20 protein-coding genes are annotated in these 25,317 nt (G+C 47.7%); 12 read left to right on the top strand and 8 right to left on the bottom strand.

The window, feature by feature from the left end:
• Nucleotides 1–184 precede the first annotated feature (184 nt).
• Nucleotides 185–1,123, top strand: coding sequence for a hypothetical protein (locus tag JW881_02740; protein ID MBN1696409.1), 939 nt, complete (start codon nt 185–187; stop codon nt 1,121–1,123).
• Nucleotides 1,124–1,333: 210 nt separating this feature from the next.
• On the opposite strand, the gene JW881_02735 is transcribed toward JW881_02740, so the two are convergent.
• Both JW881_02735 and JW881_02730 read right to left on the bottom strand, forming a co-directional pair.
• Nucleotides 1,334–2,713 (bottom strand): NAD(P)H-dependent oxidoreductase, encoded by a 1,380-nt coding sequence (locus JW881_02735; GenBank protein MBN1696408.1) that lies wholly within the window; start codon nt 2,711–2,713, stop codon nt 1,334–1,336.
• Between the two features lie 109 nt (nt 2,714–2,822).
• Entirely contained in the window at nt 2,823–3,425 is a 603-nt protein-coding gene (locus JW881_02730; GenBank protein ID MBN1696407.1) for a TetR/AcrR family transcriptional regulator, read from the bottom strand.
• Between the two features lie 388 nt (nt 3,426–3,813).
• On the opposite strand from JW881_02730, the gene JW881_02725 reads away from it, so the two are divergent.
• The gene (locus JW881_02725) at nt 3,814–4,653 is read left to right on the top strand and encodes a hypothetical protein (protein ID MBN1696406.1); all 840 of its coding nucleotides are present in this window, start codon (nt 3,814–3,816) and stop codon (nt 4,651–4,653) included.
• A 46-nt stretch (nt 4,654–4,699) separates the two neighbouring features.
• Here the strand turns inward: JW881_02725 and JW881_02720 are convergent, their stop codons facing one another.
• Complete coding sequence (locus JW881_02720) at nt 4,700–5,767, bottom strand: hypothetical protein (GenBank protein MBN1696405.1); 1,068 nt, start codon at nt 5,765–5,767, stop codon at nt 4,700–4,702.
• Nucleotides 5,768–6,064: 297 nt separating this feature from the next.
• Between JW881_02720 and JW881_02715 the strand changes: the two genes are divergently transcribed.
• Nucleotides 6,065–6,439, top strand: coding sequence for a response regulator (locus tag JW881_02715; GenBank protein ID MBN1696404.1), 375 nt, complete (start codon nt 6,065–6,067; stop codon nt 6,437–6,439).
• Nucleotides 6,440–6,615: 176 nt separating this feature from the next.
• Nucleotides 6,616–6,951, top strand: coding sequence for an STAS domain-containing protein (locus JW881_02710; protein MBN1696403.1), 336 nt, complete (start codon nt 6,616–6,618; stop codon nt 6,949–6,951).
• 108 nt (nt 6,952–7,059) lie between these two features.
• Here JW881_02710 and JW881_02705 read toward each other — a convergent pair whose 3' ends face one another.
• Nucleotides 7,060–8,253 (bottom strand): HD domain-containing protein, encoded by a 1,194-nt coding sequence (locus tag JW881_02705; protein MBN1696402.1) that lies wholly within the window; start codon nt 8,251–8,253, stop codon nt 7,060–7,062.
• A gap of 218 nt (nt 8,254–8,471) precedes the next feature.
• Between JW881_02705 and JW881_02700 the strand changes: the two genes are divergently transcribed.
• The 7 genes from JW881_02700 (at nt 8,472) to JW881_02670 (ending at nt 17,278) form a co-directional block, all read left to right on the top strand.
• Nucleotides 8,472–9,392 (top strand): hypothetical protein, encoded by a 921-nt coding sequence (locus JW881_02700; protein MBN1696401.1) that lies wholly within the window; start codon nt 8,472–8,474, stop codon nt 9,390–9,392.
• 1 nt (nt 9,393) lies between these two features.
• On the top strand, nt 9,394–10,386 hold the full coding sequence (locus JW881_02695; GenBank protein MBN1696400.1) for a hypothetical protein: 993 nt from the start codon (nt 9,394–9,396) through the stop codon (nt 10,384–10,386).
• A gap of 54 nt (nt 10,387–10,440) precedes the next feature.
• Nucleotides 10,441–11,535 carry a WYL domain-containing protein gene (locus JW881_02690; protein ID MBN1696399.1) on the top strand — a complete coding sequence of 365 codons (1,095 nt, stop codon included), beginning with the start codon at nt 10,441–10,443 and terminating at the stop codon, nt 11,533–11,535.
• A 408-nt stretch (nt 11,536–11,943) separates the two neighbouring features.
• Nucleotides 11,944–12,657 (top strand): response regulator, encoded by a 714-nt coding sequence (locus JW881_02685; GenBank protein MBN1696398.1) that lies wholly within the window; start codon nt 11,944–11,946, stop codon nt 12,655–12,657.
• Between the two features lies 1 nt (nt 12,658).
• On the top strand, nt 12,659–14,251 hold the full coding sequence (locus JW881_02680) for a hypothetical protein (protein MBN1696397.1): 1,593 nt from the start codon (nt 12,659–12,661) through the stop codon (nt 14,249–14,251).
• A gap of 219 nt (nt 14,252–14,470) precedes the next feature.
• Nucleotides 14,471–15,487 (top strand): trypsin-like peptidase domain-containing protein, encoded by a 1,017-nt coding sequence (locus tag JW881_02675; GenBank protein MBN1696396.1) that lies wholly within the window; start codon nt 14,471–14,473, stop codon nt 15,485–15,487.
• A 96-nt stretch (nt 15,488–15,583) separates the two neighbouring features.
• Nucleotides 15,584–17,278, top strand: coding sequence for a hypothetical protein (locus tag JW881_02670; GenBank protein MBN1696395.1), 1,695 nt, complete (start codon nt 15,584–15,586; stop codon nt 17,276–17,278).
• A gap of 81 nt (nt 17,279–17,359) precedes the next feature.
• Here JW881_02670 and JW881_02665 read toward each other — a convergent pair whose 3' ends face one another.
• From JW881_02665 to JW881_02650, 4 genes are all read right to left on the bottom strand, one after another.
• The gene (locus JW881_02665; GenBank protein MBN1696394.1) at nt 17,360–17,887 is read right to left on the bottom strand and encodes an acyl-CoA thioesterase; all 528 of its coding nucleotides are present in this window, start codon (nt 17,885–17,887) and stop codon (nt 17,360–17,362) included.
• Between the two features lie 5 nt (nt 17,888–17,892).
• A complete protein-coding gene (locus JW881_02660; protein ID MBN1696393.1) occupies nt 17,893–18,813 on the bottom strand; it encodes a DHH family phosphoesterase in 921 nt (306 codons plus the stop codon).
• 151 nt (nt 18,814–18,964) lie between these two features.
• On the bottom strand, nt 18,965–19,561 hold the full coding sequence (locus JW881_02655) for an FHA domain-containing protein (protein ID MBN1696392.1): 597 nt from the start codon (nt 19,559–19,561) through the stop codon (nt 18,965–18,967).
• A 313-nt stretch (nt 19,562–19,874) separates the two neighbouring features.
• Nucleotides 19,875–20,534 carry an adenylate/guanylate cyclase domain-containing protein gene (locus JW881_02650; GenBank protein MBN1696391.1) on the bottom strand — a complete coding sequence of 220 codons (660 nt, stop codon included), beginning with the start codon at nt 20,532–20,534 and terminating at the stop codon, nt 19,875–19,877.
• Nucleotides 20,535–20,841: 307 nt separating this feature from the next.
• Between JW881_02650 and JW881_02645 the strand changes: the two genes are divergently transcribed.
• Nucleotides 20,842–25,182: a hypothetical protein gene (locus JW881_02645; protein MBN1696390.1), complete on the top strand. Its 4,341-nt coding sequence runs from the start codon at nt 20,842–20,844 to the stop codon at nt 25,180–25,182.
• The last annotated feature ends 135 nt before the right edge of the window (nt 25,183–25,317 follow it).

The raw sequence follows: 25,317 nt of genomic DNA, 5'->3' as shown, positions 1-25,317 counted from the left end.
TCCGTTGAGGCAACCTTCGTAATAAAACTCTCAAGTCACTTTCTCATGAATGACGAAAATCATTATATACATAGATAACCTGTTGTTACGGGAGAGGGGGAGAAAGATTTCAGTCAAAGCGGCTGAATCGTTACGTCCGGTTATGCAAGAAAAAAAGGTTTTCTCCGGAAAACGGAATTTACGTTTGTTTTTTTATCGATGCGCCGAGAAGGGTAACGCGTCCGTTCTTTCCGGTTTGATATGCACGATGATTTTATTATCCGCGTTATTTTTACTTACTTCCGCATCGAATGTGAGTGTCGACTCGATCCGTGTCAGGAAAGAGGTGGATTGGGAAAAAGGGGTTTTATCCCTCAATCTCTCAACGCCGGTTGTCTCAGCAGGTGAACGGCAGCCGGACGGCAGATATTCGGCGGAGATGCAGATTCAGGAAATGATGCCGGATATATTCATCTCGTCTGTCCTGGATTTGAGGATCGATTCATATTATACCCTGGGGGATATGCTTCAACGGGAACGAAACGGTTTGTCGGGATTAAAGAAGGTGATGATCGGGGGAAAAAAGGAGTATGCCTGCCTCTCCGAGGATTTGAACAACATTATCGTCTCATATTCATATCCGCTGTATGGTGAAAAAGGAATCGCCTGCGTATTTATCAGGCATGAACGTGCGAATCCGGTAAGAAGAATACTAGGATTCGTCCCTTCGAGAGACTATACGGGTCTTGTCATCTATGTAAAAGGAGAATATATGATGCACGGCAAGGATTCGCCCGGGATGTTGAATCCCGTCCTGTTTCCGACCCTGTATGACGTGAATATGAACGTTATCCTGGATAAACACACGTGTGATCCAGGATACCTGAAGAGGTGGGGGATGGCGTTGTATACGGAATCCCTGAATGAGATCCCGTTTACCAGGAGAATCGGTATCGATCCGCTGCGAACGACGGCGAACCGGATATTCGGAAAGCATAACGGTGATATCATCCTCCCCGACGATGCGGTAAAAAAGCTGACGAAAAGGGAATCGAACAGAAGGATGCTTCAGGAGTGCCGAATTCTCATTATCTACGAAAAGGAACACGGTGACGGGGAACCGGTTCTGATTCAAAATGAATAAAAAAAAGGTTAATACATCGGTATAACAGATACTTCGGAATACCGTCTGAGTTATTACCCGCAATAAATAATAGAGTCTTTTTCGTTATAGCAGCGATAAAGTTATATCAACCATATCGCCGTAGTCCGGAGAATGTCCTTTGCAGACGGCATTGTACCTCACGACAAGATACCTATAAAGCGAGCCCGTATCCACGGAGTTATGTATGTTTCATGCTTCGTTCACCACTTTCTTGAAGGGTTCAAGCATGCCGCTTTTGATCCTGGAAGGAAAATGTTTTCGGATCACGGGCAGTCCGGTTATGAGGGTGGCGATAAATATTTTCAGCCTGGAAGCGATTCGCTTTTGCGGGAAATCGTAGAACCCCATGCGTTTGTAGGCCTTGTGATCGGCACGGAATATAAAGCGCAGACCGCCCCAGATTTCGTCGCGGAAGAGTTTCATCCCCGCGATCCCGTAAAAGGTGCGCGGCGCTACATAACCGCTGTCCGCACAAAGGACGAGCCGCCGGGCGCACTGATCGATCGCCGCGTCGAGTGCCGGGGATGTGATCATATCGTCCGATATAAAATCGATGAGATTAGCCCGCTGGATTTCCAGCCATGCCTCATACGGCCGTCTGATGTCGGGAAGCTGCTTGAGGGGGCCCGAAACGAGAAAGGCGATCTGTTTGTTCATCAGGGTAGGGGTATGATTGTTGAAAAAACTCCGGTCGAAAAAACGCCTCCAGACGGCACTCAATTGCCGACCGGCAATCGTCCCCGCAAAAACGAGAATATCGGCCTTTTCGACGATATTCCTGTACAGCCCGATAAAATCATCCCTGCCCTCATAGACACAGCGGTTGTTTTGTCCGCACCGCAGGCAGCCGAGGCATCCGCCCGTAAAATCGATTTCGCGGAGGTTGACGATTTCCGCTTTTTCCGAGACTGCCGCAGAAAATCGTTCGATCATCGCCTTCAGGTTTTCGTCTCCGGGCCGGGCATCGGTAATACAGGCGATGCGTTTACCTTTGGTATCGACTTTTACGACCGGTCTTTCCGGAATATAGGGGCGTTGACAATGGACGACCGGCTGAAAGGCGGGAATGAAGGGCGCAGGCGATTCGGTGAAAAGCAGAAACACGTCAAAAAAAGCGAGTAGACGCGCACGTTCCCGGCTGTCGGTCAAATCGGACATATACGCCGAATAATTGCCGCCGCAGCGCATCCCGAGGTCATCCATGATCGATCTCATGTACTGATGCGCCATGTTGTCGAAAAATCTGATCGAGGTGGACAGGGAAACCGCCGGTTTCCCCGAAAACGCCGATTCGGCGTTTCGCTCGAAGACAAGTTCGATAAAGCGTTTGTACTGGGAGGAGACAAGAAGATAATAGACGGGAAACGCCCAGAGAACGGCATCCGCACTTCTTATTTTCGTTATCGCGGCCTTGAATGCGTCGATGTTATTTTCCAGACGGCCTATCATTGCGGCAACATGCAGGGTGTTGAATGTGTGTCCGCCCCTCTTTTTTGCCAGATAGGCTGTATACTGCATGGTGATACTCTGCTTCCCTTTCGGGCTTCCGTTTATGACAATGATATTCATGTCGTACTCCTTTAACATAGTTAACTTAACAATGTTAAGTTTTTGCTATAAAAAAACCACCTTATCTGGTGCCGTTTGCCTGTGTTCGCCGGAATGGTTTCCGGGTGTTTCAATCGGTCTCATACTTCCGCGTTTGCGGACCCGATGTATAAAAATCGAAAAATATCCGTTTCAATTTTTCCCTGTCCAGTCCCTCGGCAAGTTCGAGGTTACCCGCCAGAAGAAGCGATGAAAACCCGTGAAGCATTACCCAGCCCATCATGGCGGCATAGGACGGATTGACGCGTGTTTCGTGCATTTCAGCCATCCTTTGAAGACATTGACGGGCGATATTGTAGGTGTAAAAAATGACCGGCTGATTTTCCTCGGTCAGACTGCCTCCGCCCATATTGCTTAAAAGGAGGCGGTAGAGTTCAGGATTGTTTTCCGCAAAGGCAATATACTCTTTTCCCAAAAGATGGAGGGCTTCATGGGGGTCCGGGTGGTTTTCCAGATGCCGGATGCGGGCATTGAGTTTTTCCGCCGTGATCAACTGCAGCCGGTACAGGAGATCGTCCTTGCTTTTAAAATAGTGGTAGATGATCGTCGCGCTTACCCCCGCCCGTTTTGCAATCGTCCGCATATTGACCGCCTCGTATCCGGATGAAACGACGATCGCTTCCGCTTCTCCGAGTATTTGTTCCGGTAATTCACTGTTCGGCCGCCTGGTCATGATACTCCTTTGTTTAACAAAGTTAATATAACATTGTTACATTAAAATGTCAAACACTTTTTTTCACGGATAAGGAAACAGGCAGGCAAAATTAATTTGATAATATGAATTTGCTTCATCTATAATTGTGATAGCACATGTGCGCTGCAGCTATTAGTGCAGTATTAACGTGGTTGAGGCTTGGAGAAGTGTTGCCGAAGCGGTGCAGGAAGAAGGCGTCGCCTGACGATAATACGCGGGATACAAACACAGGGACGCTTTTATGTCCGGGACATCAGTAAATTCGGGCGAGGGATTTACGACAATTGTCGTATTACGGATATATCCGGGTGTGAGACAAGACGATCCCCGGAGAAGATATTGAAATCAATCGAGGAGGTATTTTAAAATGAGGAGAATCCCGGTTATCGGTTGTTTTACGATGGCGGTCTATATGATCATTTTTATTTCCGGTACCGTTTTTTCAGGTGACTACAAGGAGCTGAGTGATACCTGGCGTGATGTTACCGGTATTACCGCACTCGACGGTAAGCTGTATATCGTCAGTGAAGACATACTTTATGAAGTGAACAAGGTTAATGGAGCGTATAAAAAACTCAGCGATACCTGGCGTGAGGTTACCGGAATGACGTCCCTTGACGGCAAGCTGTATATCGTCAGTGAAGAGATACTCTATGAAGCAAATAAAGCAAATGGGGCGTATAAAAAACTCAGCGACACCTGGCGTGATGTTACCGGAATGACATCACTTGACGGCAAGCTGTATATCGTCAGTGAAGAGATACTCTATGAAGTAAATAAAGTAAATGGAGCGTATAAAAAACTCAGCGACACATGGAGTAATGTCACCGGTATGGCCTCCGCGGCGGGGAAACTGTACGCTGTAAGCGGTGAAATTCTCTATGAGGTTTCGAAAACCGACGGCGCCTACAAACAGCTGAGTGACACATGGGCGGATGTGAGGGGAATGACTTCTATAGGAAACAAGCTGTATATGGTAAGTGCCGAGGTCCTTTACGAAGCGACGACGAGCAGCGGCGATTACGCCAAAATCAGTGACATGTGGAGTGACGTGGCGGGGATAGCGGCAATCGGAGATACGTTGTATATCGTGAGCGCAGAAAAGCTATATGAGTCCGATATTACGACAACCGGACAAAAGGAGGAGGAAATTGATTCCCCCGCTCCGAAAGCGAATAAAAACGACCCCAGACGGAAAAAGAAGTAGCCGCGCGGCCTTAATAAGTCAACCGGCGGGAACTGTTTTAAGCGCGTTATTCTTCTATCTTGTTTTTATCCCAATCATATTTTACCGTTTCGATTCTGTAATAACTGACCGCGGGATCCTTGTTGATTTTCCAGCTGGTTCCGGTTTCATAGGTAATGTGATATTCGACTTCCGCGGGCTCATCAGGCACGGAAGCGACATCGTTATCCACCGAGAAAAAACCTTCCAGTGAAGCTTCGAAATGATAGAGATCATATGGCCTGTATCTATGATAGCACGTATAATTGTGTCCTTCCATAGACGTTATAATGGCGCCGCCCTGTCTGAACTGCGCGAAATCATATATTTTAATTAACGTCTGGATATCATCCGTCACATCGTCCGGTGTATCGTTGTCGTCAGTCCAGTTTATATCCTGAAAAAGGCAGTCTCCGTCTTCACCGTCTTCCGGAGAAGGGACCAGATAGACATCGCCGATATCATTGCCGTCGATATCGGTGACATCATAGATTTTTGTTCCTTTGTTATTGCCCACATAATCAATAGCATCGGCGACAACGTCAAGATACGCTATATTCGACTCGAAATTGGCGGTACAGGAGACTTCATCCTCCATCACGAACTCCTGGACCCTTTCATCCGAACCGGAATCCCAATTGACGAACATGAACCCGGGCATCGGAACGGCGGTCAGGGTAACGGTCTCCCCCTCGTTTATTTCCGTACGGACGGGGTCCGGTATGATATATCCGTAGGTGGCGCTGGGCAAGGTCGATATCCCAAGGGGGTATACGTTCTCCACATAATCATAGTTCGCGGTAACAGTCATGTCGGATGTTATCGTCACGGAAATCGATTTTTCCGGGCCGTTATATCCGCCCGACCATGATGAGAAAAGGTAATGGGGGATCGAGTTTGCCTTTAGTGTGACTTCTTCGCCCTTTCGATAGGAGGCTTTATCCGGAATTTTTTCTATTTTATCCGCCGTCACTTCCGCCGTATTTGTCGATACGCTGAGTGAAAAAAGGTCCGCCGAGCCTTCTTCCACCGGGGGGCAGCCGGCGAGCAATATGATTCCTGTTACAAGGATACACGAAGAAATAATTCTTTTCATAGCTTCTTTCCTTTTTTATAATGTTTTTTTTGCGATTATTCGTCTCTCGATGAAAATATACATTGAAAATTCGCCATAGTCAAGTTTTTTGTTTCCGTACCCCCCCAAGGTACTTTCGTCTTTGTTTTATATGGTATTTTTCCGAAAAATAGTATAGAATTGATGGTGTACCGGGAAAAGGGTAAAACAGACCGCTTGATATATTACCGGATTCAGGTCCGGCGTATATCGAGAGTTTTTATAAAGAGTTTTTTCTCCCGAAGTAACGGAATCCACTCTATTAATAAGGAGGACGGCATGGCAACAATTCTTGTTATCGATGATATTGAGTACGTACGGGAGCGTGTCAGTCATTTTTTGCAGAAAGAAGGTCATACGGTCTATACGGCGGAAAATGGTCTCAAAGGCTGTGAGATCATCCGCGATAAAAAAATAGACCTTCTTATTACCGATGTCGTCATGCCCGGTAAGGGGGGAGTCGACGTGTTACTCGAGATGAAGAGTGAACTGAAAGACAAAAAAATAATCGTTATCACCGGAAAGGTGTCTCCCGATTCGGACGCATTCAAGATACTGATCGAACAGCTGGGGGCGCATCGTGTTCTGTTCAAGCCATTCAAAAAAGGGGATCTCCTTGACGCCGTGAACGGCATCCTTGAGGAGATCGGCTGAAACGATATAATTTAAGGTAGAAAATAAATCCGTTATGTGGTAACATCCGATTGTCGCCCTCATTATCCATGGTTTTGTGCGATACCTGAATAAAATGGGATGAAAACGAAAATTTGATCAAAACTATGGACAAAACGACGCAATACTATCTATAGTAAACGGAAAGATGGGGATAAATGGAAATCAAGAAACGAATTGAAGGCAATTGTGTCATCGTCGATATGGAAGGGGAAATGGATTACCTCAATGCCGTCTCACTCAGACAGGTGATAATGGAGCTTATCGACGCAAAAAAAAAGAATATCATCATCAACCTCGAAAAGGTACCCTATATGGATAGTACCGGATTGGGAACACTCATCACACTCTGGCAGAAATCAAAAGCTCAGGCGATCGGTTTGAAATATGCACATCCCCAGGAAACGGTCAAGAAGCTGTTCGTATTGAGCAGACTCAACAATATTCTGCCCATCACCGCGACACTCCAAGAGGCGATCGAACAGCTTCAGTAACTTCATCGCGTCATCGAAGCGGTCCCGTTTACGATATTCGCTAAAAGCGACAAATCCCGTTTTGAAAGCGGCATCCGGAAAGGTAATCAAATAGCGTCCTGCGTACATCTAATCGACGGTCAGCCCGTAGGAGACCGGCATGATGTATTTTCTGAACTCGTTATTGAAAAAATCATCGGTCATGCCCGCGATAAAATCTAAGACGATACGTTCGTTTTTTGTTTTTTTTACATAATCCGCATTCATATTGTCGAGAAAGAGGGTGAAAAGGGCCGAACGCCTGTTTTGTATCCGCAGATCATTGATGTATTTTTCAAAAAGAAAATTCATCATATATTCGATCTTGTCGTTCTGATTGGTCTTTTTCGGGTTATTGTAGATATGCCTGTAATTCCAGACGAGGAGTTTGTGCAGGGCAGTATACGTAACGGTCGAAAACGAGATCGACTTTTTCTCATAGCTTTCATTGATAATATCAATGATGAGGTTATTGATGATTTCCCTGTTGGTATTACCGAGTATTTTTGTCACCGGTTCCGGAATATCCTCCCGCTTCACAAGCCCTACCTCGATCGCATCTTCGATATCCCTCCCGATATAGGCGATTATATCCGCTATACGGACGACACTGCCTTCCATGGTCATGGGCCGCAAGGTTTTATAATAATCTTCAATCATGAAGCACTTGCGGTATTCCTCAAGGAAGGCGTCCCAGGTCTTGGCCGGACCCGGTGTATAGCTTTTTTCCACTTTCTCGCCATAATGGGAAAGGATACCATCGAGAACCTGAAGGGTCAGGTTGCATCCTCTTCCGTGATTTTCGAGTTCCATGAGGCACCTGACACTCTGTGCGTTGTGGCAAAAACAACCGGCTCCCCTTTTCTGCGCGATAGCGTTCAAAAATCGTTCCCCCTCATGGCCGTAGGGGACATGACCCAGATCATGTCCGAGTGCGATCGCCTCGATAAGGTCCTCGTTAAGCCTGAGAAACCTCCCGATGACCCGTGCTATTTTGGAAACAAACTGAACGTGGAGGCCGCGGTGAGTGATGTGATCGTTTTCAAACAGGGAAAAAACCTGTGTTTTATCGATATATCGAGTATATGCCAGGGAATGAATGATCCTGTCGGCATCATGAAAAAAAACCGGACGAATATTCAGCTTGTCGGGAATTATTTCCCTTTCCCCGTGCAGCCGCACCCCTTTGGTACTTTTTTCTGCATACGGACTCAATGTCCTGTATTCCCTGCGGATATTGCTTTTGAGTATTTCCCTGGTAATATCGGCGGAGAGTGTATTCATTGTTCTTTTCTCCTGTTCGGGATAAACTGGCGGTTGAAAAAGACCGTCATACCTATATAATTCAAAAAGAAGCTGATGTTCATATGCAATGGCAATATATCCCGATTTTATGATAATGACAATGTCGGCCGAATGTGATAGAACACGAAGGGAACAGGAAAAAAGTTGGTTTTTCCTATTATAAGAGGTGTCGATAATCAAGGCGAAAGGACCGATGAATGAGGGCTAACAGAAATCTCGCACAGCTCATGATCAAGGCGTTATATGAATCCATGTCCACACGGGAAATGGTAAAGCTGACCCGCCGGATATTCCCCAGCTATAATATTCACGAACGCACGGGGTACCCTGAAAATATGCCGGTTCCGCCCATGCATGCCGCCCAGCAGATAACCGAAGACGTAATCAAGGAAGAGATATTCATCCAGTTTGTCACGCTGCTGATCGATGTTTATCAGAACGGATTTATGGGGAAAAAAATCCAGATCAAGGCATTGCCGCAAATCCTTTCGGAACTCGTTTCACAGGGACTCTATTATAATCCTGATCTCGGGACCTTTGTCGAGAACAAGGGAGAGAAGGTATCGAAAGGCTGGCGAATTCTTGAAGAAGGGAAAAGCTACGAGTTCTCACTTCTTTCAATCGATATCGTCAACAATACGGAACTCGTCCGCCGGTATTCGATGGATATCATTTCCCGGACATATTCGGATATACGTGAACTGGCAAAAAAGAACATGGAAAAGCGTAACGGCCGTATATGGGGATGGGAAGGCGACGGCGGTCTGGGGGCTTTCTATTTCCAGAACAAGAATGTCATGGCGGTCCTGAGTGGTATCGACATTTTGTTGGACCTTCTTTTTTATAACATATTAAGATGCAGGCTTGATGAATCCCTTTCGATAAGAATGGCGGTCCACACCGGGCCGTGCCAGTTTCATCATGATATGGGGAATATAAAACATGAGACGATACAAAAACTCGAGGAACTTGTTTCCGAGTATACCGAACCCGATTCCCTTACCATTTCGCCGAGCGTGTATCAGGATCTCGGGCGTAAACTGGAAAAATTCTTTAAACCGATCCCGAAAAACAAGGCTTCGAACCTATATCAATTCACGTTGAAGTGGGAGTCGTAAAATGGAACTGCTGATTTTTTCCGACAATACGAGACTGATAAAGCGTCTTGAAGCTTTCACCCGGAGATCAAAGCTGACAGTGACATCGTTCAGCGTCGAGGTAATGAAAAAAAAGATACCGACTCAGAAAAAACCGATTGTGGTATATCTCGATATTTCCGGACTTCCCGAATATGAAAAGGAGATTCGCTACCTCTCCAAAGGCGAAGGGGTGTTTTTTGGAATTATCGATACAAAAGGGAAAGTAAAAGATTACGGACAGTTGATTTCAGACGGCGCGGTCGATTATATCGGGAAAAGCGCTTTAGAAACCGCGTTTACGACAAAGCGTTTTCAGAAAGTGATACAATACATACGGCAATACAGGCGTGATTATGACGAACGGAAAAAACCCGAGCAATCAAAGAAAAAATCAAGATATATCATCTCACCGCAGGGCTGGAAAGGAATCACATCCGGCCGTGAATATGCGTTTTCCATCATGTTTATCGAGTTCGACGGTGAAAATGAAATGGAAAAAAAATACGGGAGAAAAAACCTCAAAAGGGCGATTACCACCTTTGCAAAATTTATCGAAAGAAACGTTACACCCTTTGACGGGAGAATATGGATATGGTCGGGCGTGGGCGGGGTCGTTTTATTTCCATTTAACGGGTCCGACTGCCTTTCAGTCCTCTGCGGTTTCAGGATAATGCTGAATAAATATATTCATGATGTTGAAGAATCACTCTTTCCAAACTTTATTTCATTCAGAATCGCGTTGCATCTCGGTAATCTCCTCTATTTTACCGAGGATACCGGCGAGATAATCTCTGATACGATCAATTCATTGTTTCATTTGGGGAGGAAATTCGCGGAACCCGATAATTTCTATGTTACCGACGATGTCATGACATTTACCCCGGAGAAAATAAAAAGATATTTTGTTCCTGCCGGAACCTATGAAAACAGGGCTATTTTCAGGATGAAAAGGCCGGTTTTTATCGTAAAATAACGCTGAATATGAACGTCGTCGGCGAACGAAATTCTATCAATGCCGTGAAACGGGATGGCAAAGGTTGACCGGAGTTGTTTTCGTATAACTTTGTCCCTTTCCTTATTTTACAAATCGCTTTTTTTTACTATACTTATCTCCATGTACGGGAAGAACCTGATAAAACTTTTCAAGGCGATCAATATACTGACTCAACCGGAAGGCGCGACGATTACCGAACTCCAGGAACAACTCCAAACAAGCCGCAGATCTGTCTACCGGCTTCTGGATACATTGCAGGAACTCAATTTCCCCCTCAAAGAGGGAAAAACAGAGGACGGAATAGCAAAAAAATGGAAACTGGACGAACAGTATCTTTCGAAGCTCCCCAATTTGAGTTTGGCCGATTTGCAGCTTACGAAAGAAGAAATCATCCTTCTTTTCTTTCTTTTCAGCAGGGGAAGCATTTTCAAGACAACGAAACTCGAACAGTATTTGCTTTCCCTCAAAAACAAACTCGATATTTTTCTTCCCGATAATCTGAGAAATCAGCAGTCCATCACAAAGCTGGACGATATTTTTATCCCCTTCAGCCAGGGATTAAAAGATTATTCGGGAAAGGAAGATATTCTGGACGATCTCACCGACTCGATCGTTCAGTATAAACGCTGCATCGTTACCTACCATTCTTTTTCTTCGGATACACCGAAATTGTTTCAGATTGATCCGCTAAAGCTCTTTCAGCACGGCGGTGGATTGTATGTTTTTGTCAGGGTGGTCAAATACGATTCCATCAGCATCCTCTCTGTCGAACGGATCAGAAAACTTGCCGTATTGGAAAGTCATTTTGAATATCCGCAGGGATTTGATCCGGAAGAAGTCCTTGATACCGCATATGTTCTGACATTCGGAGATCCCGTTTCGGCGCGGGTATGGTTTTCCGCCGAAATAGCACATTATATCAGGGAAAGAAAATGGGCAGCGGAGCAGAAAATCGAAGAGCAGCCGGACGGTTCGATCATTCTCTCTCTCCACACCTCGGGAATATTCGATGTAAAAAAATGGGTACTTTCCTATGGAGCTCATGCAAAAATACTCGAACCGTCGTATCTTGCGGAGCAGATCGGTGAAGAGGTGCAGCGCATGCTGAAGCATTATCCGCCGGTCTGAAAGCTCACATGAAGCCGCTTTTGTGTCATTCAGGTGCGGAATAGTCTGAGATATTCCGCTTTTTAATCAATAACCAAATACCCTTACTTTTTTTCTTCCTGCGAATTCCACATGAGGATCGCCATGATAATCAAAACAAAAAACCCAAGAAGCATGAAAACACCGCTCGGAATAGCCATTGCTATAATCATATTTTTTTCCTTCTTCTGAATACGGCTGATTGAGGTTTTCAACACTACCTCAATAATTCAACGTAACGCATCATGAATAACCGAGTACAATCATAATGAGCATCGGTTATAATTATATTTGAAATGTGGAGGAATTGTGGCAAAAATAAGGCATTCGGGAATTTTGGCCCTGCCGTCTCTACTTTACCAGTATTCTCTCACATGCTATAGTGTTTTCATGGAAGATCCGGGAACGCGAAAACGCTTTGTCGCGATTGTCGACGATGAGGAGAATATAAGGGAGACCGTCTCATACGCATTGAAAAAAGAGGGATATATACCCCTCTCGTATAGCGATGGCTTCGTCGCGTGGGAGGCTTTCAAGGATAAGATGCCTGATCTCGTGGTCCTGGATATCATCATGCCGAGAATGGACGGCCTTGAACTCTGCAGAAAGATACGAAACATTTCCGAGACACTTCCTGTTATATTTCTCACATCAAAGGACGAGGAGTTCGACCGGATTCTCGGGCTTCAGATCGGGGGTGACGATTACCTCTGCAAGCCTTTTTCCATGCGTGAACTCATGATGCGGATCAAGGTCCTTTTCCGCCGCCTGCTCTTCCAGACACAAAAGAAAGACGAAAAGGATCTGTTGACGCTGGGTGAACTCGATCTTGACATGCAGTGTTATACCGTGACGTGGAAAGGAATAAAGGTCAATCTTACCGTCACCGAATTCATGCTTCTCCTGTCGCTGGTGAAATATCCGGGTCATGTCAAAAACAGGGAACAACTGATGAGGGAGGCATATCCACACAATACATTCGTCAGTGACAGAACGATCGACAGTCATATAAAACGGCTCAGGCAGAAGTTTTTCCAGGTCGACGACGATTTTTCCTGTATTGAAACGGTGTACGGCCTGGGATACCGCTACAGGATGGAGTAGTATGTCGGGTTTTCTCCGCTTTCTTTCGCGAATTTCGATTCGTCTTCTCGGATTCAATATTCTCGTCGTTTTTCTCCCCGTCGCCGGTTTCCTTTTTCTCGATACTTATGAAAAACAGATGCTGAAAGCCCAGGAAGATTCCATGGTACAGCAGGGCCGGCTTCTGGCCGCCTCACTTTCCGAGCGGGACGGCTTTGGGCCCGAGGTGGCGGAAGAAATTCTCTTCCATCTCAAGAAGCGAACGGACGCGCGGTTGCGGGTTATCTCAAAAGAGGGCATTCTTCTTGCCGATTCAAGCAGGGTAGGCGAAGAAATCACCGTGGCGGAAGCGGACCGTCCCGATGATGAAGCGGCCGGCGATGAGATCGGTGCGGCGGAGACGACGGATGAGGACGACTGGCTGTATTTAATTGCGACCTGGCCTTTTCGCCTTTACCGCCGTTTTTTTCAGCCGCCGCTGCCCGCTGTCGAAGATTCCCAGTTCTATGCCGCAGATAAACCGATTATGGGCCCGGAGGTACAGGCCGCACTCATGGGGCGGTATAAAGCGGTCTGGCGGATATCGGCAGGCGGGCAGCGGTCGGTAACACTTTACAGCGCCCTGCCTGTGTGGAAAAACGGAAAAGTCATCGGCGCCGTTCTGGTATCACAATCGACATATAAAATACTCAGCAATCTTTATGAAGTAAGGCTGGATATTTTCAAGATATCGCTCGGTTCTATTTTTGTCGCCGTTATTTTGAGTTTCATACTTTCGGCCACGATAGCCAGACCGGTTAAAAAACTCAGAAACGAGGCGGAGGCCATTCTCGATCGCAGGGGCAGACTCACCCGCCTGTTTACGCACACGAAAAGAATGGACGAGATAGGGGACCTGACAAGGTCGCTGGAAGAACTGACAAAGCGTCTGGTCAAACATATGAGTTTTATCGAATCGTTCGCATCGGACCTTTCTCACGAGTTCAAGAACCCCCTTGCATCGATACGGTCCGCGATCGACATTGCCCTGGAAGTCGACAATAAAAAAGAGAGGGAACATTTTCTCAGAATGGCATTACGGGATGTCGGAAGGATGGAACGGCTTCTGGTCGGGGCGCGGGAGATAAGCAGGATCGATACCGGTCTCGAGGCGGAAGAATGCAGGGAACTCGATGTGGGGATCCTGCTTTCGCATATTGTTGAGGGATTTCGGCTGAGGACAAACAAAGTCGTCTTCGATCTGTCGATTCCCGAACATCCGGTGACACTCTCCGCTTCACCTGAGCGCCTGCAGCAGGTGTTCGAAAATATTTTAGATAATGCGGTGAGTTTCTCTCCGTCCGGAGGAACGATCAGTCTCGAACTGGAACGGAATGATTCGCAGGCGACCGTCATCATCAGCGATCAGGGGCCGGGGATACCGGAAGAAAATATTCACCGTATTTTTAACCGGTATTTCAGTTTCAGGCCGGGAGTAGGGAAAAAGGCCGATCATACGGGTCTGGGGCTTTCGCTTGCCAAAGCGATTATCGAAGGATACGGGGGGCGTATTGACGTAAAAAACAGCGATGGCAGGGGTGTTTCATTTTATATGATATTGCCTGCCGGACAGTAATGGTTTTTTAGAACAATCAACGTGATTGACGGGATTCCATTCCTGTAACGGTTTCACACACCGTAATACTTCGCTTGTTGTTTGTCTGTTTAGCATTAATAACCAAAATACCCGACAGAAATTTAGTGATTTCGGATCGAAATTTTAGTATTTTTTATATAGAGGAGGAAAAAGTACAAAGAGTATTTTCTTGATTTTTTTTAAGTGAGGGGGGTGAGAATGAAACAAATTTTCACCATAACAGGGATCGTATTGTTATTATTCGTCATATCTGCGTGCATGACGCAAAAGGGTGTATCGGAGCGAATCCTTTCGCCACTGGACGGCTTAAGCAGACAGGAGATAAACGACCGCGCGATCGTCCAGGTCCTCCTTTTAAAGAATGATTACTATATAACCGGCGGAACGGGCTTTTTTGTCAATGAAGAAGGATATCTTGTCACCGCCTTTCATGTGATCGAGTTTACACAATATGAGAAGGATATAGAGATTTTCATCAATGACGGCAACGCACTTATTCCGGCCCGCACCATTGCGACGGACAGGGAGAAGGATCTTGCCGTTCTGTCGATTGAACACAAGGGGCCGGTACCTTTTGTCGTGTTCTCAGACGACACCGTACTCGAACCGCGATCAAGGATAATTTTTCGTGCCGTTCCTCCCGAACTGGTTGCTTCCGATGAAGGGACCTATCTGGCTTCCGCTTTCCTCCTTCGAAGCGACAATCACAGAATCATCTCTTTCAACAATCTCGATGAAATGCTTTCAAATCCGGATACGAAGGATTTTGTTCAGGACGAACTCCTGAAAAACATCCTTTTCGATCCGGTAACGACCAGCCTTATTTCCGATCCGATGTCCAAAAAACATCTTCCATACCCGAGGCACACCGTCGATTTACTTACCTTTTTTCTCCTGGACAAGGAATCGAGGATTTTCTTTTCAGATCCGGATAAAAAGACGCGTGCGGGGTGTTCGGGGGGGGCCGCTTTTTCGGAAGCGGGATTCTGCGTCGGGATGCTTCAGGAAATTCTTGTCGTCTTCAGACCGAATCCAAAAAGCCGCTACATTCATACGAATCAACCTCCGAGTGACAGCCATCTTTTTCCCCTTTTGGATAAGATGATCAGCGCCGGACAGAACGCTTCGAATATATCGGCGTTTTTAGGGAGGAACGGGATCGTTCACTATAAAAGAGACAAGTACGGTATCGCGTTTTTGGATATAAATCATTAATCCTTAAGAAATCCGAAGGATGTTGTTTTTCCCGAAATATAATGCCGGTTATGAGGCCCGAATTCGAAGCCGCTTTTACCTCATATCCGGAGTCACGTGAAAAAAAACTTGCAACTCGCGGCCGCCTCCACTATGATGGTAACGGGAGTGTATATGGAAAACGAAAATAACGCCGTCAGGGAAACACACTATATAAATATCCCGCAAAGCATGCTTTTGGCGGTCTTAAGTGGTATATGTGCAAGTATAGTGGGCGCCTTTATCTGGGCGCTCATTACGGTCGCGACCAGATACCAGATCGGTTTCATGGCCATGGGCGTCGGCGCGCTGGTCGGGTTGAGTATCAGGTTTTTCGGTCAAAGCGACAAACCTGTTTTCGGGATCGTCGGGGCGGCCGTTGCATTGTTCGGCTGTCTTTTGGGAAATGTTTTCAGTCAATACGGTTTTTATGCGGTAGAAGCGAAGATCAATATCCTTGATGTCGTTTCATCCGTTCCATTCACCTTGATCCCTCAATTAATCGCCGAATCGGCTCAACCAATGGATTTTCTATTTTATCTGATCGCGATATACGAGGGGTTCAAATTCTCGATCAACAAACCGGACGATGTCAGGGTGAACGGCGAGTTAACCAATGGACTGCCGCCGCGATATCCGAAACTAAAAAAAATATTCGGGCTTGTCATGGGTGCATTCCTGCTGGCTTTTTGTGTTTTCCTTTTTGGTTTGATCAACAGGGAATATACACATTGTTATCCTTCAGGGGCGAAACAGTTTCAGGGGCGAATGATGTGGAACCGGGCGGAAGGCGAATGGCGATACTGGAACGAAGACGGTACGCTGATAGCGGTCATCAATTTCAGAAATAACCGTAAAGACGGCGCGGCGAACTTTTATTATCCGAACGGGAAACAATCTTCGGAGGAATATTACAGCAAGGGACTCCTGCACGGACCGGTGCGCCTCTTTAGCGAGGAAGGAGCCGTGACACTGGAAGGGACCTATGAATACGGCAGGCAGAAAGGGGTCTGGAAAAACTATTATGATGACGGGACGATATCGAACGAGGGGGAGTACGAACTCGACAAACCCATCGGGGTCTGGAAATACTGGTATGAAAACGGATCAATAAAAGAAATTGTTGAATATACAGGCGATGAGGAGCGATTGATTATCGAAGCCCATTCTGTCGGCGGAGAAACGATGGTAAGTGAGGCAAACGGCATCTATTCGTCTTTTTACGACAGCGGCGAGCTGCTCTCGCGGGGTGAAATAAAAAACGGCCGAAAAACCGGTCTCTGGAAATCATGGTATGAAAGCGGCCGGATGAGGGATGAGTTCGATCATACCGGGGAACATATCAGACTTATACGGTTCTGGTCCGCGGGCGGAAGATTGCTGATCGCTGACGGCAGCGGCGATTATATCGTTTACGATGAGAACGGAAACAAATCCCTCGAGGCACACTATAAAAACGGCAGGCTTGAAGGCGAATTTGTCGCCTATAACGGCGAGGGAAATGTGTTCAGCACGTCAATGTATTCAGAAGGACTCGAGCACGGTGAAAGCGTTATATACCACGGCAATGGAGAAAAATACTGCTGCGGCGACTACAAGGACGGCAGGCGGGACGGCGAGTGGATATGGTGGAATGAAGACGGAAGTCTGTCGTCAAAGGTGAATTTTATCGACGGGAAAAAAGAAGGTATTCAGGAATTCTGGGAAGACGATATAAAAATAAAGGAAGAAGAATACTCGAACGGCGAGTATATCAAAACGACTGTTTTGTGAACGACACGCCGAAGAACCCGGCCGGGCACATTATGTCATCGCAACAAAACCATAAAAGATATTTCCGCAATGCGATGCGTGCTATCCGAACCGTTTTTCTGAGTGCGTTTCGCCCATCCCCTTCCTGCGTTTCTGCGTGCTTTCCCTGATGCGGTATCCTTCTTCCCGGTCGAGCTTTTCTTCTTCCGTTTCGACCAGAAGAGGCGGGACGGCTTTCGGTTTTCCGCCGGTATCGATAGCGACCATCGTGACATAGGCCGTACAGCAGTGTTCGCTTTTCCCGGTGACCGGTTCTTCTCCAAGGACGCGGACCCGGACAAGCATCGACGATGTCCCCGTAAAGATGAGTGTTGCCGTAATCCTGACAAAATAACCTTCTTTGATAGGAATATGAAAATCGACCGCCTCGATCGACGCGGTGACCACTTCTTCGTGACAGTATCGCGCCGAACAGATTGCCGCGGCTTTGTCCACCATTTCCATGAGACGGCCGCCGAAGAGGGTGTTGTATTTATTCGTATCGCCGGGAAGGACGATATCATTGGTTTCGACACTCAGTGCCTTTTTTGGGGGCAATGTTCCGGATACCCGCTCGTTCTTTTGCCGCATCGGTCTTATACCGCGGCTTTCGATTCCCGGAGTACCCGCCCGAGCTTTACAAAGATGTCCTCCGGATTGAATAAGGCTATGTCCTTGACGATTCCTCCCGCCATATCGGCATGCCCCCCTCCGAACCCGATTCCGCGAAGCACCTCCTGAATGATAAGCGCGGCGTTCCAGCAGGGGGCTTCGCTTCTGAGTGAAAAATTGATCTGGACCTCATTGTCGGCGCAGAGAAAAACCAGATCGACTTCACGCAGGGCAAGGAAAAAATCGCCGATAATACCAAGAAGATTCTGATTGCAGCCCTCATCGAAATAACAGAATGCGAATGATTCCTGTATCCGTGAGTTTTTGATCGCCTTTTCGAAGAACTCGAGGTCCTTTGTCTGAATATAATTTCTCAGGTTTGAATTGACAAAACCGATATTGGATGCGGGATAAAGACCGGAATAAGCGGCCAGGTCCTCCTCGGAAACCCCGCGGCTCATCAGCGCCGTATCCATGAGAAGCCCGGCGAGCAGGGCCGTCCCGATCGGCACCGGAGGTACGATACGAAGGCCGGTGAAATATTCGTAAATGATCGTCGAACAGGCGCCATAGTGGGGCCGTATGTCGCTGAAACGGACGTCATCCGGTGAAGTCACTTCATGGTGGTCGATGACCGCGACCTCGTCCCCGACAAGATCCGTTACGTTTTTGTTCCCCTTACAGCCGTCGACGATAATAATCTTGTCCTTTTCCGTAATATGATGGGTACCCGCATGCGCTATAGGGATTTTAAGATGTTCGATGAGCTGGCGTAACGAATCACGCTGGACCGTTCCCTCGTAAATGAGAAACGAGGTGATTCCCCGCTGCTTTAAAAGATATTGCAGCCCGAAGGCCGAAGCGACCGAATCATGATCGGGGAAGTTATGTGTCTGGATAAACACATGCTTCTCGTCTTGTATAAGGGGTATAAGGTTATTGAGGCTGTTCATAGGAAAAAGCATAACGGAGGTATATCGTAAAAGTCAAGGGAAACCAATTCAAAAAATCCGATATACGGATGGCCCGTCTCTTTAATCCGGAAAAATACCCGGCTTATTCATTCACATGCTGTTTGAAATTGAGATATTTTGTCATCAGCATCATTCTCGAATGAACATTCGTTTTTTTGAAGATATTGAGGACATGGTTTTTCGCCGTTCCCGGCGAGATGAAAAGTGTCGTCGCGATTTCTTTTGTCGCTTTTCCGTCGATGAGAAGGAAAAAGATCTCTTTTTCACGTGAAGTAAAATTGAAATAGCTGAAGAAATCTTCCTCGTCCTGGGGACTGTCGGAAAAAAAGGTCGCGGTATGCTCCAGTTCTTCTTCGTCTTTTTTGCATATTCTGAATTTCATGGAACCGAACTGGACAAGGTCCCCGTTATTCAGGGATTCTTCTTCTTTTATCCTTTTCTGATTGATAAAGGTACCGTTTGTGCTTTGAAGATCTTTAATAAGAAGCGCGGTTCCCTTTTTGAATATTTTTGCGTGATTTCGTGAAATATCACGCGCGGGAAGTATGAGATGACAATCGTTTTTTCTGCCGATTATGAAGGGATCTTTGTCAATCGGTATACTGTATACCTCACCTCCGCTATGCTGTGCTTCGAGATACCATTCGGCATTATCGGTCTTCTTATTGTTCAAAAGCATATAATCTGCCTCATGTATTGTTCGATGTTTCTTTACGTCTTTCTTCTTTATATATAATAATAGGTTATTCTTTTTATGTCAATAAAGGGTTCTTGACCCTGTTGACAGTAAGGTACCGTAAAAATTTTTATCATATAAATATGCCAAATGGTACAAAAAAACATGCCATCTGGTATAGTTGAAATATTCTATTTCTCTGTTATATTTATCAATGTAACGGCATTCAGGAAATAATCCTGATTAATAGTAGTATTATGCTACTACATAATAATACAGGGGTTTCAAGAGGATGGCTGGCCTGGAAATATTACCATCAGCCTTTCCTCTTTTTTTTTCTCGTTACCGTAAAAAACGGGAAGGGAACCTCATCGTGTGTCTGGAGGTGAAACCGGAGGTCGGGCCGGTTTTTCGCTTCATTATAGACATTTTCCGTCACGAGTGTTTCCGAGCCTTTCGCGATATCCTCGCCGAGTTTCGATGCCCGGTTCATTTCATCTCCCATGGCCTTATCCGCTCCGATCGCGTATACCTTGCCGTACCCGATCCCGATACAGCACTGGGCTATCTCGCCGGATTCGCTTTCGATTTCATAATAGCACCCGATCCGCCGGTGAATTTCACATGCCGCATCGATCGCCGCAGAGGGTTCATGGAAAACGGCGGTGAAATTATCGGCAAAAGCATGAATGGTATAGGCCCCATATTCCCTGAAAACGGGAAGGCAAATTTTCTGGGCATTCAGGATCCGGAAAAAACTATAGAGGGGAGAAATCCTGAGTGTCGATTTCGTGAATCCCGTCATATCGAGAATGAGAATTGCCGCTTTTTTTCCGTATTTTACATCAAACTCGTCTTCCGTCATAGTGCCGCGTTGACAGGCAAGGAGATCGCGATACACATCGGCATTCCAGAAGGAAAGCCCGGCCAGTTCATCCGGATTCTCTTCAAGCGTAAACGGAAATTTTTTCCCCATGAGTTCACCTCCCCGTGCGCGAATATCGATTGCCGCATGCGCTGCCTCAATGTTTTCACGAAACAAAAGGCCTTAACGATATAATGCATAATATTTTTAAAAAATGCAAGAATCGAAGATTGTGTTACTATTATCGGATAACCCCGTACTATATGAGTCAATGAAATTCCTGTGGAGAATTTTCCTTATTACATCTATACTAGTTGAAAGGGTGATAATCCGGAAGAAAGGGGAAGGCGGAAAGGCCGGATCTTTTCCGCCCCCGCCGAAACATCCGGATTACATCAATGAGAATGAGAGGGTTACCATGAAGCATACAATAATTGAAAGAAGCGGTATGAGGGGAATAACGGGAGGACTTTTACTTGTTGTGTTCCTCCTTTCCGCTTTTAATAGCTATGCAACCGGGCAACAGGAGATAAAAGAGGAATCGCGCCTGGTGATGATTATCAATTACCCGTATCAGATCTGGTCGACGGACCCGACCAAAATCCACGTTACCCTTTTCAAACCCGATTTTTCTCCCGCCGGCAAAGCGGAAGTGAAGGTGAACGGCAAGGTCGTCGGGCGTTCGGACAAAAACGGGGTCTGTATTTTCGATTACGTACCGGGTGATAAGGAAAGCCATCATCTTGAAGCGGTGCTCGTCGAAGGTGGCGTCCGCTACAGGGAAGAAAAACTTTTTTCCTGCGGTTCACGGACGGCAAGCTTCAAAGCGGAACGATTGTATGTTTATACGGACAGGGGGGTATACAACCCGGGCCAGAAAGTGTATGTCCGGATGATCGCGTGGTCGCTTGCAGGCGAATATACCGCCATACCGGACGCGGACATTCAGCTTCTCTTCCGGGATACATCCGGGAATGTCTATAACGGCGAGTACGTGAGGACGGGTGATGACGGGATCGCGTGGACCGAGTTTTCCCTTCCCCCGCACATGAGAGAGGGTGATTACGAGCTTGTCGTTCTCTATGGTAAGGCCCGTGAGAGCGCGCGGATCAGGGTCAAGCGTTTTGTTCCCCCGATTATAAGCATCAAACATGACTTGAAGCGCTATTTGACGGACACCCAGACACGACTCGATGTTCATGTCGAACTCGGTTATTTTTCCGGCGGCCGGTTGTCTTCTTCGAAGCTTTCCATGATAGTGGAAGATGAAAAAAAAACGGTAGTGTTTTCACGAACGTTCGAGTCCGGGAAACCGGACTATGAGGTCACACTCGGAAAGACCGAACTCGATGAAATAAGGAGGGGACTCGAGGTCGAAAGCTACTTCACGATAAAACTCGGCGTCATAGACAGCTACGGCCAGTCCGATGAGGTTGTCTGGGATGTCCTTTATACCGCGCGGCCATATTCGGCGGTGATCGAACTGGACAAAGACGCCTATCCGGCGGGAGAGACGGTTCAACTACTGGCCAAAGTGGTCGATATCGACCGCCAGCCCGCGGCCGGAATCGAGCTTGTTCTGAATGTGGGGGAGATAGGGGTCAACCTGACATCGAAAACAGACGAAAAAGGACTGGCACGATTCGAATTCGTCATGCCCTCCTCGTCCGTTACCGCAGTCCTGTCAAGTCCGATCATGAAACCGGCGTTGGGAGAACGGGCCGTTCCCTTTCAGGAAAAAAAGCCGATGAGTTCCAAGGTCGCCGAATTGCCCAAAAAAGCGGGTATGAAAACAGAAATCACCGTGTATTTCGATCCTTCATATATTCCGATTGAAAAGGTCGTGCATGTCGATCTCACCGATATCTCCGGCGCCCTGGTGCAGGCAACGACGATTCCCGTCAAAAAACGGGGAAACGAGTATTATGCGGAGGGGGAAGTAGCGGCGCCGACATGGGGCTCGATGCTGGCCAACCTCTACTGCTGCGCGGTCGAGAAGGAACAGAGTGGAAAACCATACACCCGCGGGAATGTCGGGTTCATAACGGAAGGCCAGCATATCACGTTTTATCCGGACAGGGAACTCGAGATCGTTATTGAAAACTTCAAACCCCAGTCGGCCCCGGGTGAAAAGGCCGTCTTCCGCATCACGGTCAAGGGCGGTAAGGGTGAGAAATCGTTGGGTGTTTCCGTTGTCGATGATGCTGTCATTTCACTTCTCGATCCATTTATTGTACCGCCGGTCGGCCATTTCTATAATCCCCAGGCCAAGGTGATCGCAACAGGCGGTGCCGGCGTTCTCACCTGGCCTGTGGTCGACCGGAACTGGGGTTCCCCGTGGCGTGATATTGCCTACTCGAACTGGGGCTGGAAAGCACCGGGTTCCGCCGTCGCTTCTCAATTCGGCGCCGATGAACTGGAAAAGGCGGCCCCCCCCTCAAAAGCCGACGCCGGGGGATATATGGAAGAGGGGATGGAATCGAAAAGTATGATGCTTGAAGAATCGATTGATATGGCGGAAAAGGAAGACATGATCGCGGAGTCCATGGAAGCGGGGGATGATGAGACGACGAATGGCGATACATCGAAGAGGAGAGATGCCGACGACTCACCGGGTGAAGCGAAAGCCGGCGGAACGATCATCATCAGGACAAGCTTTCCCGAGACCGCACTCTGGGAACCGTCACTCGCGACAAAAAACGGCAAAGCGACCGTCAGCGTCCGGATTCCCGATGAAATAACCACACAAAATCTGACGATCGTGGCGACGGACCGGCAGGGATATATCGGGATGCTGCGGAAGGAAATAAGCGTAAGGCAGCCCGTTTTCATACGGTCGGCATTTCCTCCGGCCATGACGAGGGGTGACCGGTTGACGGTTCACGCGCAACTCAGAAACCTCACCGATTCGGCACTTGCCTGTAAAGCAAAGCTTTCCCCGGACGGTTTTTCCGTTATCGGGGATGATGAACACACGTGTGTCATCCCCCCGTACTCAAACTGCCTCGCCGAGTGGACCGTCTCGGCCTCGTCCTGCGGGGAAAAAACCTATGTGGTATCGGTCAATACCGGTACATATGGTGATGCCGAAAAAAAGAAGATTATGGTCCTGCCGGACGGAATTCCCGATACCTCCGTGACAAAGGCGGTCATCGGCAGAGCCATGCCTTTCGAACACCGCTTCAGCATCGACCGTGATGCCGTTTATTATACGGCAAGCGTAAATGTTTCGCTTCCAAATGTGTTTCCCGCTTTCCAGGCGTGGTACGCTTTCGACATCCATCCCTGGTATTCGCCGTGGACCGTCGCCGCGACCGCGATCGCAAACGCGGCGATGCTCGATTATGTCCGCGTTATGGACCGGAACGCGGAGAAGGAGGCATTGCTTGTAAACAAGCTCAAAGACGCCCTGCTTGTTCTGGTAAATAATCAGCTTCAGTCGGGGGGCTGGGGGTGGTACGCCGTTTCCGGAAACGGCCGCGGACAGGAAGATAAGGAATCGGCCGGTCTTTACTACACGGTTGCCTGCCTGAGGGCCCTTATGGATATACGAAACGCGGGGCTTAACGTCGAGTCCGCGGTACTGGATAAGGCGGTGCAATATATTCTTGCTCGGCGCGGAAACGACGGGCTCTGGTCGTCGCGCGGAGCATATTTCTGGGAGGTATTCAATGAAAAGACCGACTATGCCCTGAGTGCGGAGATATTCGAGGTGCTTTGTTTCGCCCTTACCGGGATGGCGGATCCCTATCGCGTTGAATCGGATGTAAGGGAACTCAAGGAGACAATGACGAACGTCCTCGAAGAAAGGCCGGACGAACCGATGACGGCCGCCGCCGCTATTCAGGGTCTATTGTATTGGAGGCGATTCGCGCAGGATACATCCGTCGATCATATTATACAGAAAGGCATCAAACACCTCATATCGCTCAAGCGGACGGGATATTGGGAACCTCACTGGTATCACGCGTACGGGGGCATGGTCGAGCTTAATGCGCGCATTCTTTCTCTCCTTGCGGCCTTTGATCCGGCTTCCTATAAAGGTTTCCTCCGGGAAGGGATAACATGGCTTCTTTCTACCAGGGAGGCATGGGGCGCCTGGCACAATGAGATCGGAACGGCGCAGGCAATTCGCGCGCTTCTTGAAACAGGGGCTTTTGCGGAAGAAGAGGAGGGAACCATCGTTTTGACGGTGAACGGCAGGGAAGCGGCGAAAGTCAAAGTCGATCCCGACGATCCTTTTCTCTCGGCAGCGGCACTCGGTTATGTCGATATTTCTCCGTGGATAGTACCGGGTGAAAACAGGGTGACGGCCGGTTACTCGGGTAAGCTCGAGGCGTCAGTCATCGTGGAGGTAAAGGTGTGGGGCGGCAGGGTGAAAACGGATGACGGGAACGTCGGGGTGGTACGCAGCGCGGCGGAAGAAGCGGTAATCGGCCAGCCGGTACGGGTAAAACTTTCGCTGGAGACCAAAACACCCATTCCCGCGGTTCTCATCGAGGAAGCCCTTCCTTCAAACTGTACGGTCATGGAGACCTCGCTCGAAAAACTGCTCGCAGATCACCGGATTACCGGATACAGGGTTTCCGGGGGGAAACTGTATCTCTCTCTGGTGAGTGTCGCGGGTCAATTCGAGTTAACCTATATGCTGACTCCCGTCCGAAAGGGATCGGCCGTTCACGGGGGTACAATCCTGCGTGACTCGGCTTCCGGCAGGCTTTTGGCCGTTTTTTCTCGTGGAAAACTTTCCGTGAAATAACGGCTGAGGTTTTCGCGGGCATGGTCGAAAACGGATATTTCATTAACTCTTATGCCGCTTACAAGGGAAAAAAAGATTGAAAGTAAGAAAAATATCAGTATACTATGCATTGTGAGAGAAAAGCAAAACCATAAG

The sequence above is a fragment of the Spirochaetales bacterium genome (assembly GCA_016930085.1).
Lineage (GTDB): Bacteria > Spirochaetota > Spirochaetia > SZUA-6 > JAFGRV01 > JAFGHO01.
The sequence above is the reverse complement of the archived record's forward strand: the minus strand, read 5'-3'. Positions and strand labels throughout refer to the sequence as shown.

Bases quoted from the DNA above. Each gene is read 5' to 3' on its own strand.
- JW881_02735 (MBN1696408.1), bottom strand. From the start codon at position 2,713: ATGAATATCATTGTCATAAACGGAAGCCCGAAAGGGAAGCAGAGTATC.
- JW881_02710 (MBN1696403.1), top strand. From the start codon at position 6,616: ATGGAAATCAAGAAACGAATTGAAGGCAATTGTGTCATCGTCGATATG.
- JW881_02705 (MBN1696402.1), bottom strand. From the start codon at position 8,253: ATGAATACACTCTCCGCCGATATTACCAGGGAAATACTCAAAAGCAAT.
- JW881_02655 (MBN1696392.1), bottom strand. From the start codon at position 19,561: ATGCTTTTGAACAATAAGAAGACCGATAATGCCGAATGGTATCTCGAA.
- JW881_02720 (MBN1696405.1), bottom strand. From the start codon at position 5,767: ATGAAAAGAATTATTTCTTCGTGTATCCTTGTAACAGGAATCATATTG.
- JW881_02715 (MBN1696404.1), top strand. From the start codon at position 6,065: ATGGCAACAATTCTTGTTATCGATGATATTGAGTACGTACGGGAGCGT.
- JW881_02700 (MBN1696401.1), top strand. From the start codon at position 8,472: ATGAGGGCTAACAGAAATCTCGCACAGCTCATGATCAAGGCGTTATAT.
- JW881_02690 (MBN1696399.1), top strand. From the start codon at position 10,441: ATGGCAAAGGTTGACCGGAGTTGTTTTCGTATAACTTTGTCCCTTTCC.
- JW881_02650 (MBN1696391.1), bottom strand. From the start codon at position 20,534: ATGGGGAAAAAATTTCCGTTTACGCTTGAAGAGAATCCGGATGAACTG.
- JW881_02685 (MBN1696398.1), top strand. From the start codon at position 11,944: ATGGAAGATCCGGGAACGCGAAAACGCTTTGTCGCGATTGTCGACGAT.
- JW881_02680 (MBN1696397.1), top strand. From the start codon at position 12,659: ATGTCGGGTTTTCTCCGCTTTCTTTCGCGAATTTCGATTCGTCTTCTC.
- JW881_02675 (MBN1696396.1), top strand. From the start codon at position 14,471: ATGAAACAAATTTTCACCATAACAGGGATCGTATTGTTATTATTCGTC.
- JW881_02665 (MBN1696394.1), bottom strand. From the start codon at position 17,887: ATGCGGCAAAAGAACGAGCGGGTATCCGGAACATTGCCCCCAAAAAAG.
- JW881_02730 (MBN1696407.1), bottom strand. From the start codon at position 3,425: ATGACCAGGCGGCCGAACAGTGAATTACCGGAACAAATACTCGGAGAA.
- JW881_02725 (MBN1696406.1), top strand. From the start codon at position 3,814: ATGAGGAGAATCCCGGTTATCGGTTGTTTTACGATGGCGGTCTATATG.
- JW881_02645 (MBN1696390.1), top strand. From the start codon at position 20,842: ATGAAGCATACAATAATTGAAAGAAGCGGTATGAGGGGAATAACGGGA.
- JW881_02695 (MBN1696400.1), top strand. From the start codon at position 9,394: ATGGAACTGCTGATTTTTTCCGACAATACGAGACTGATAAAGCGTCTT.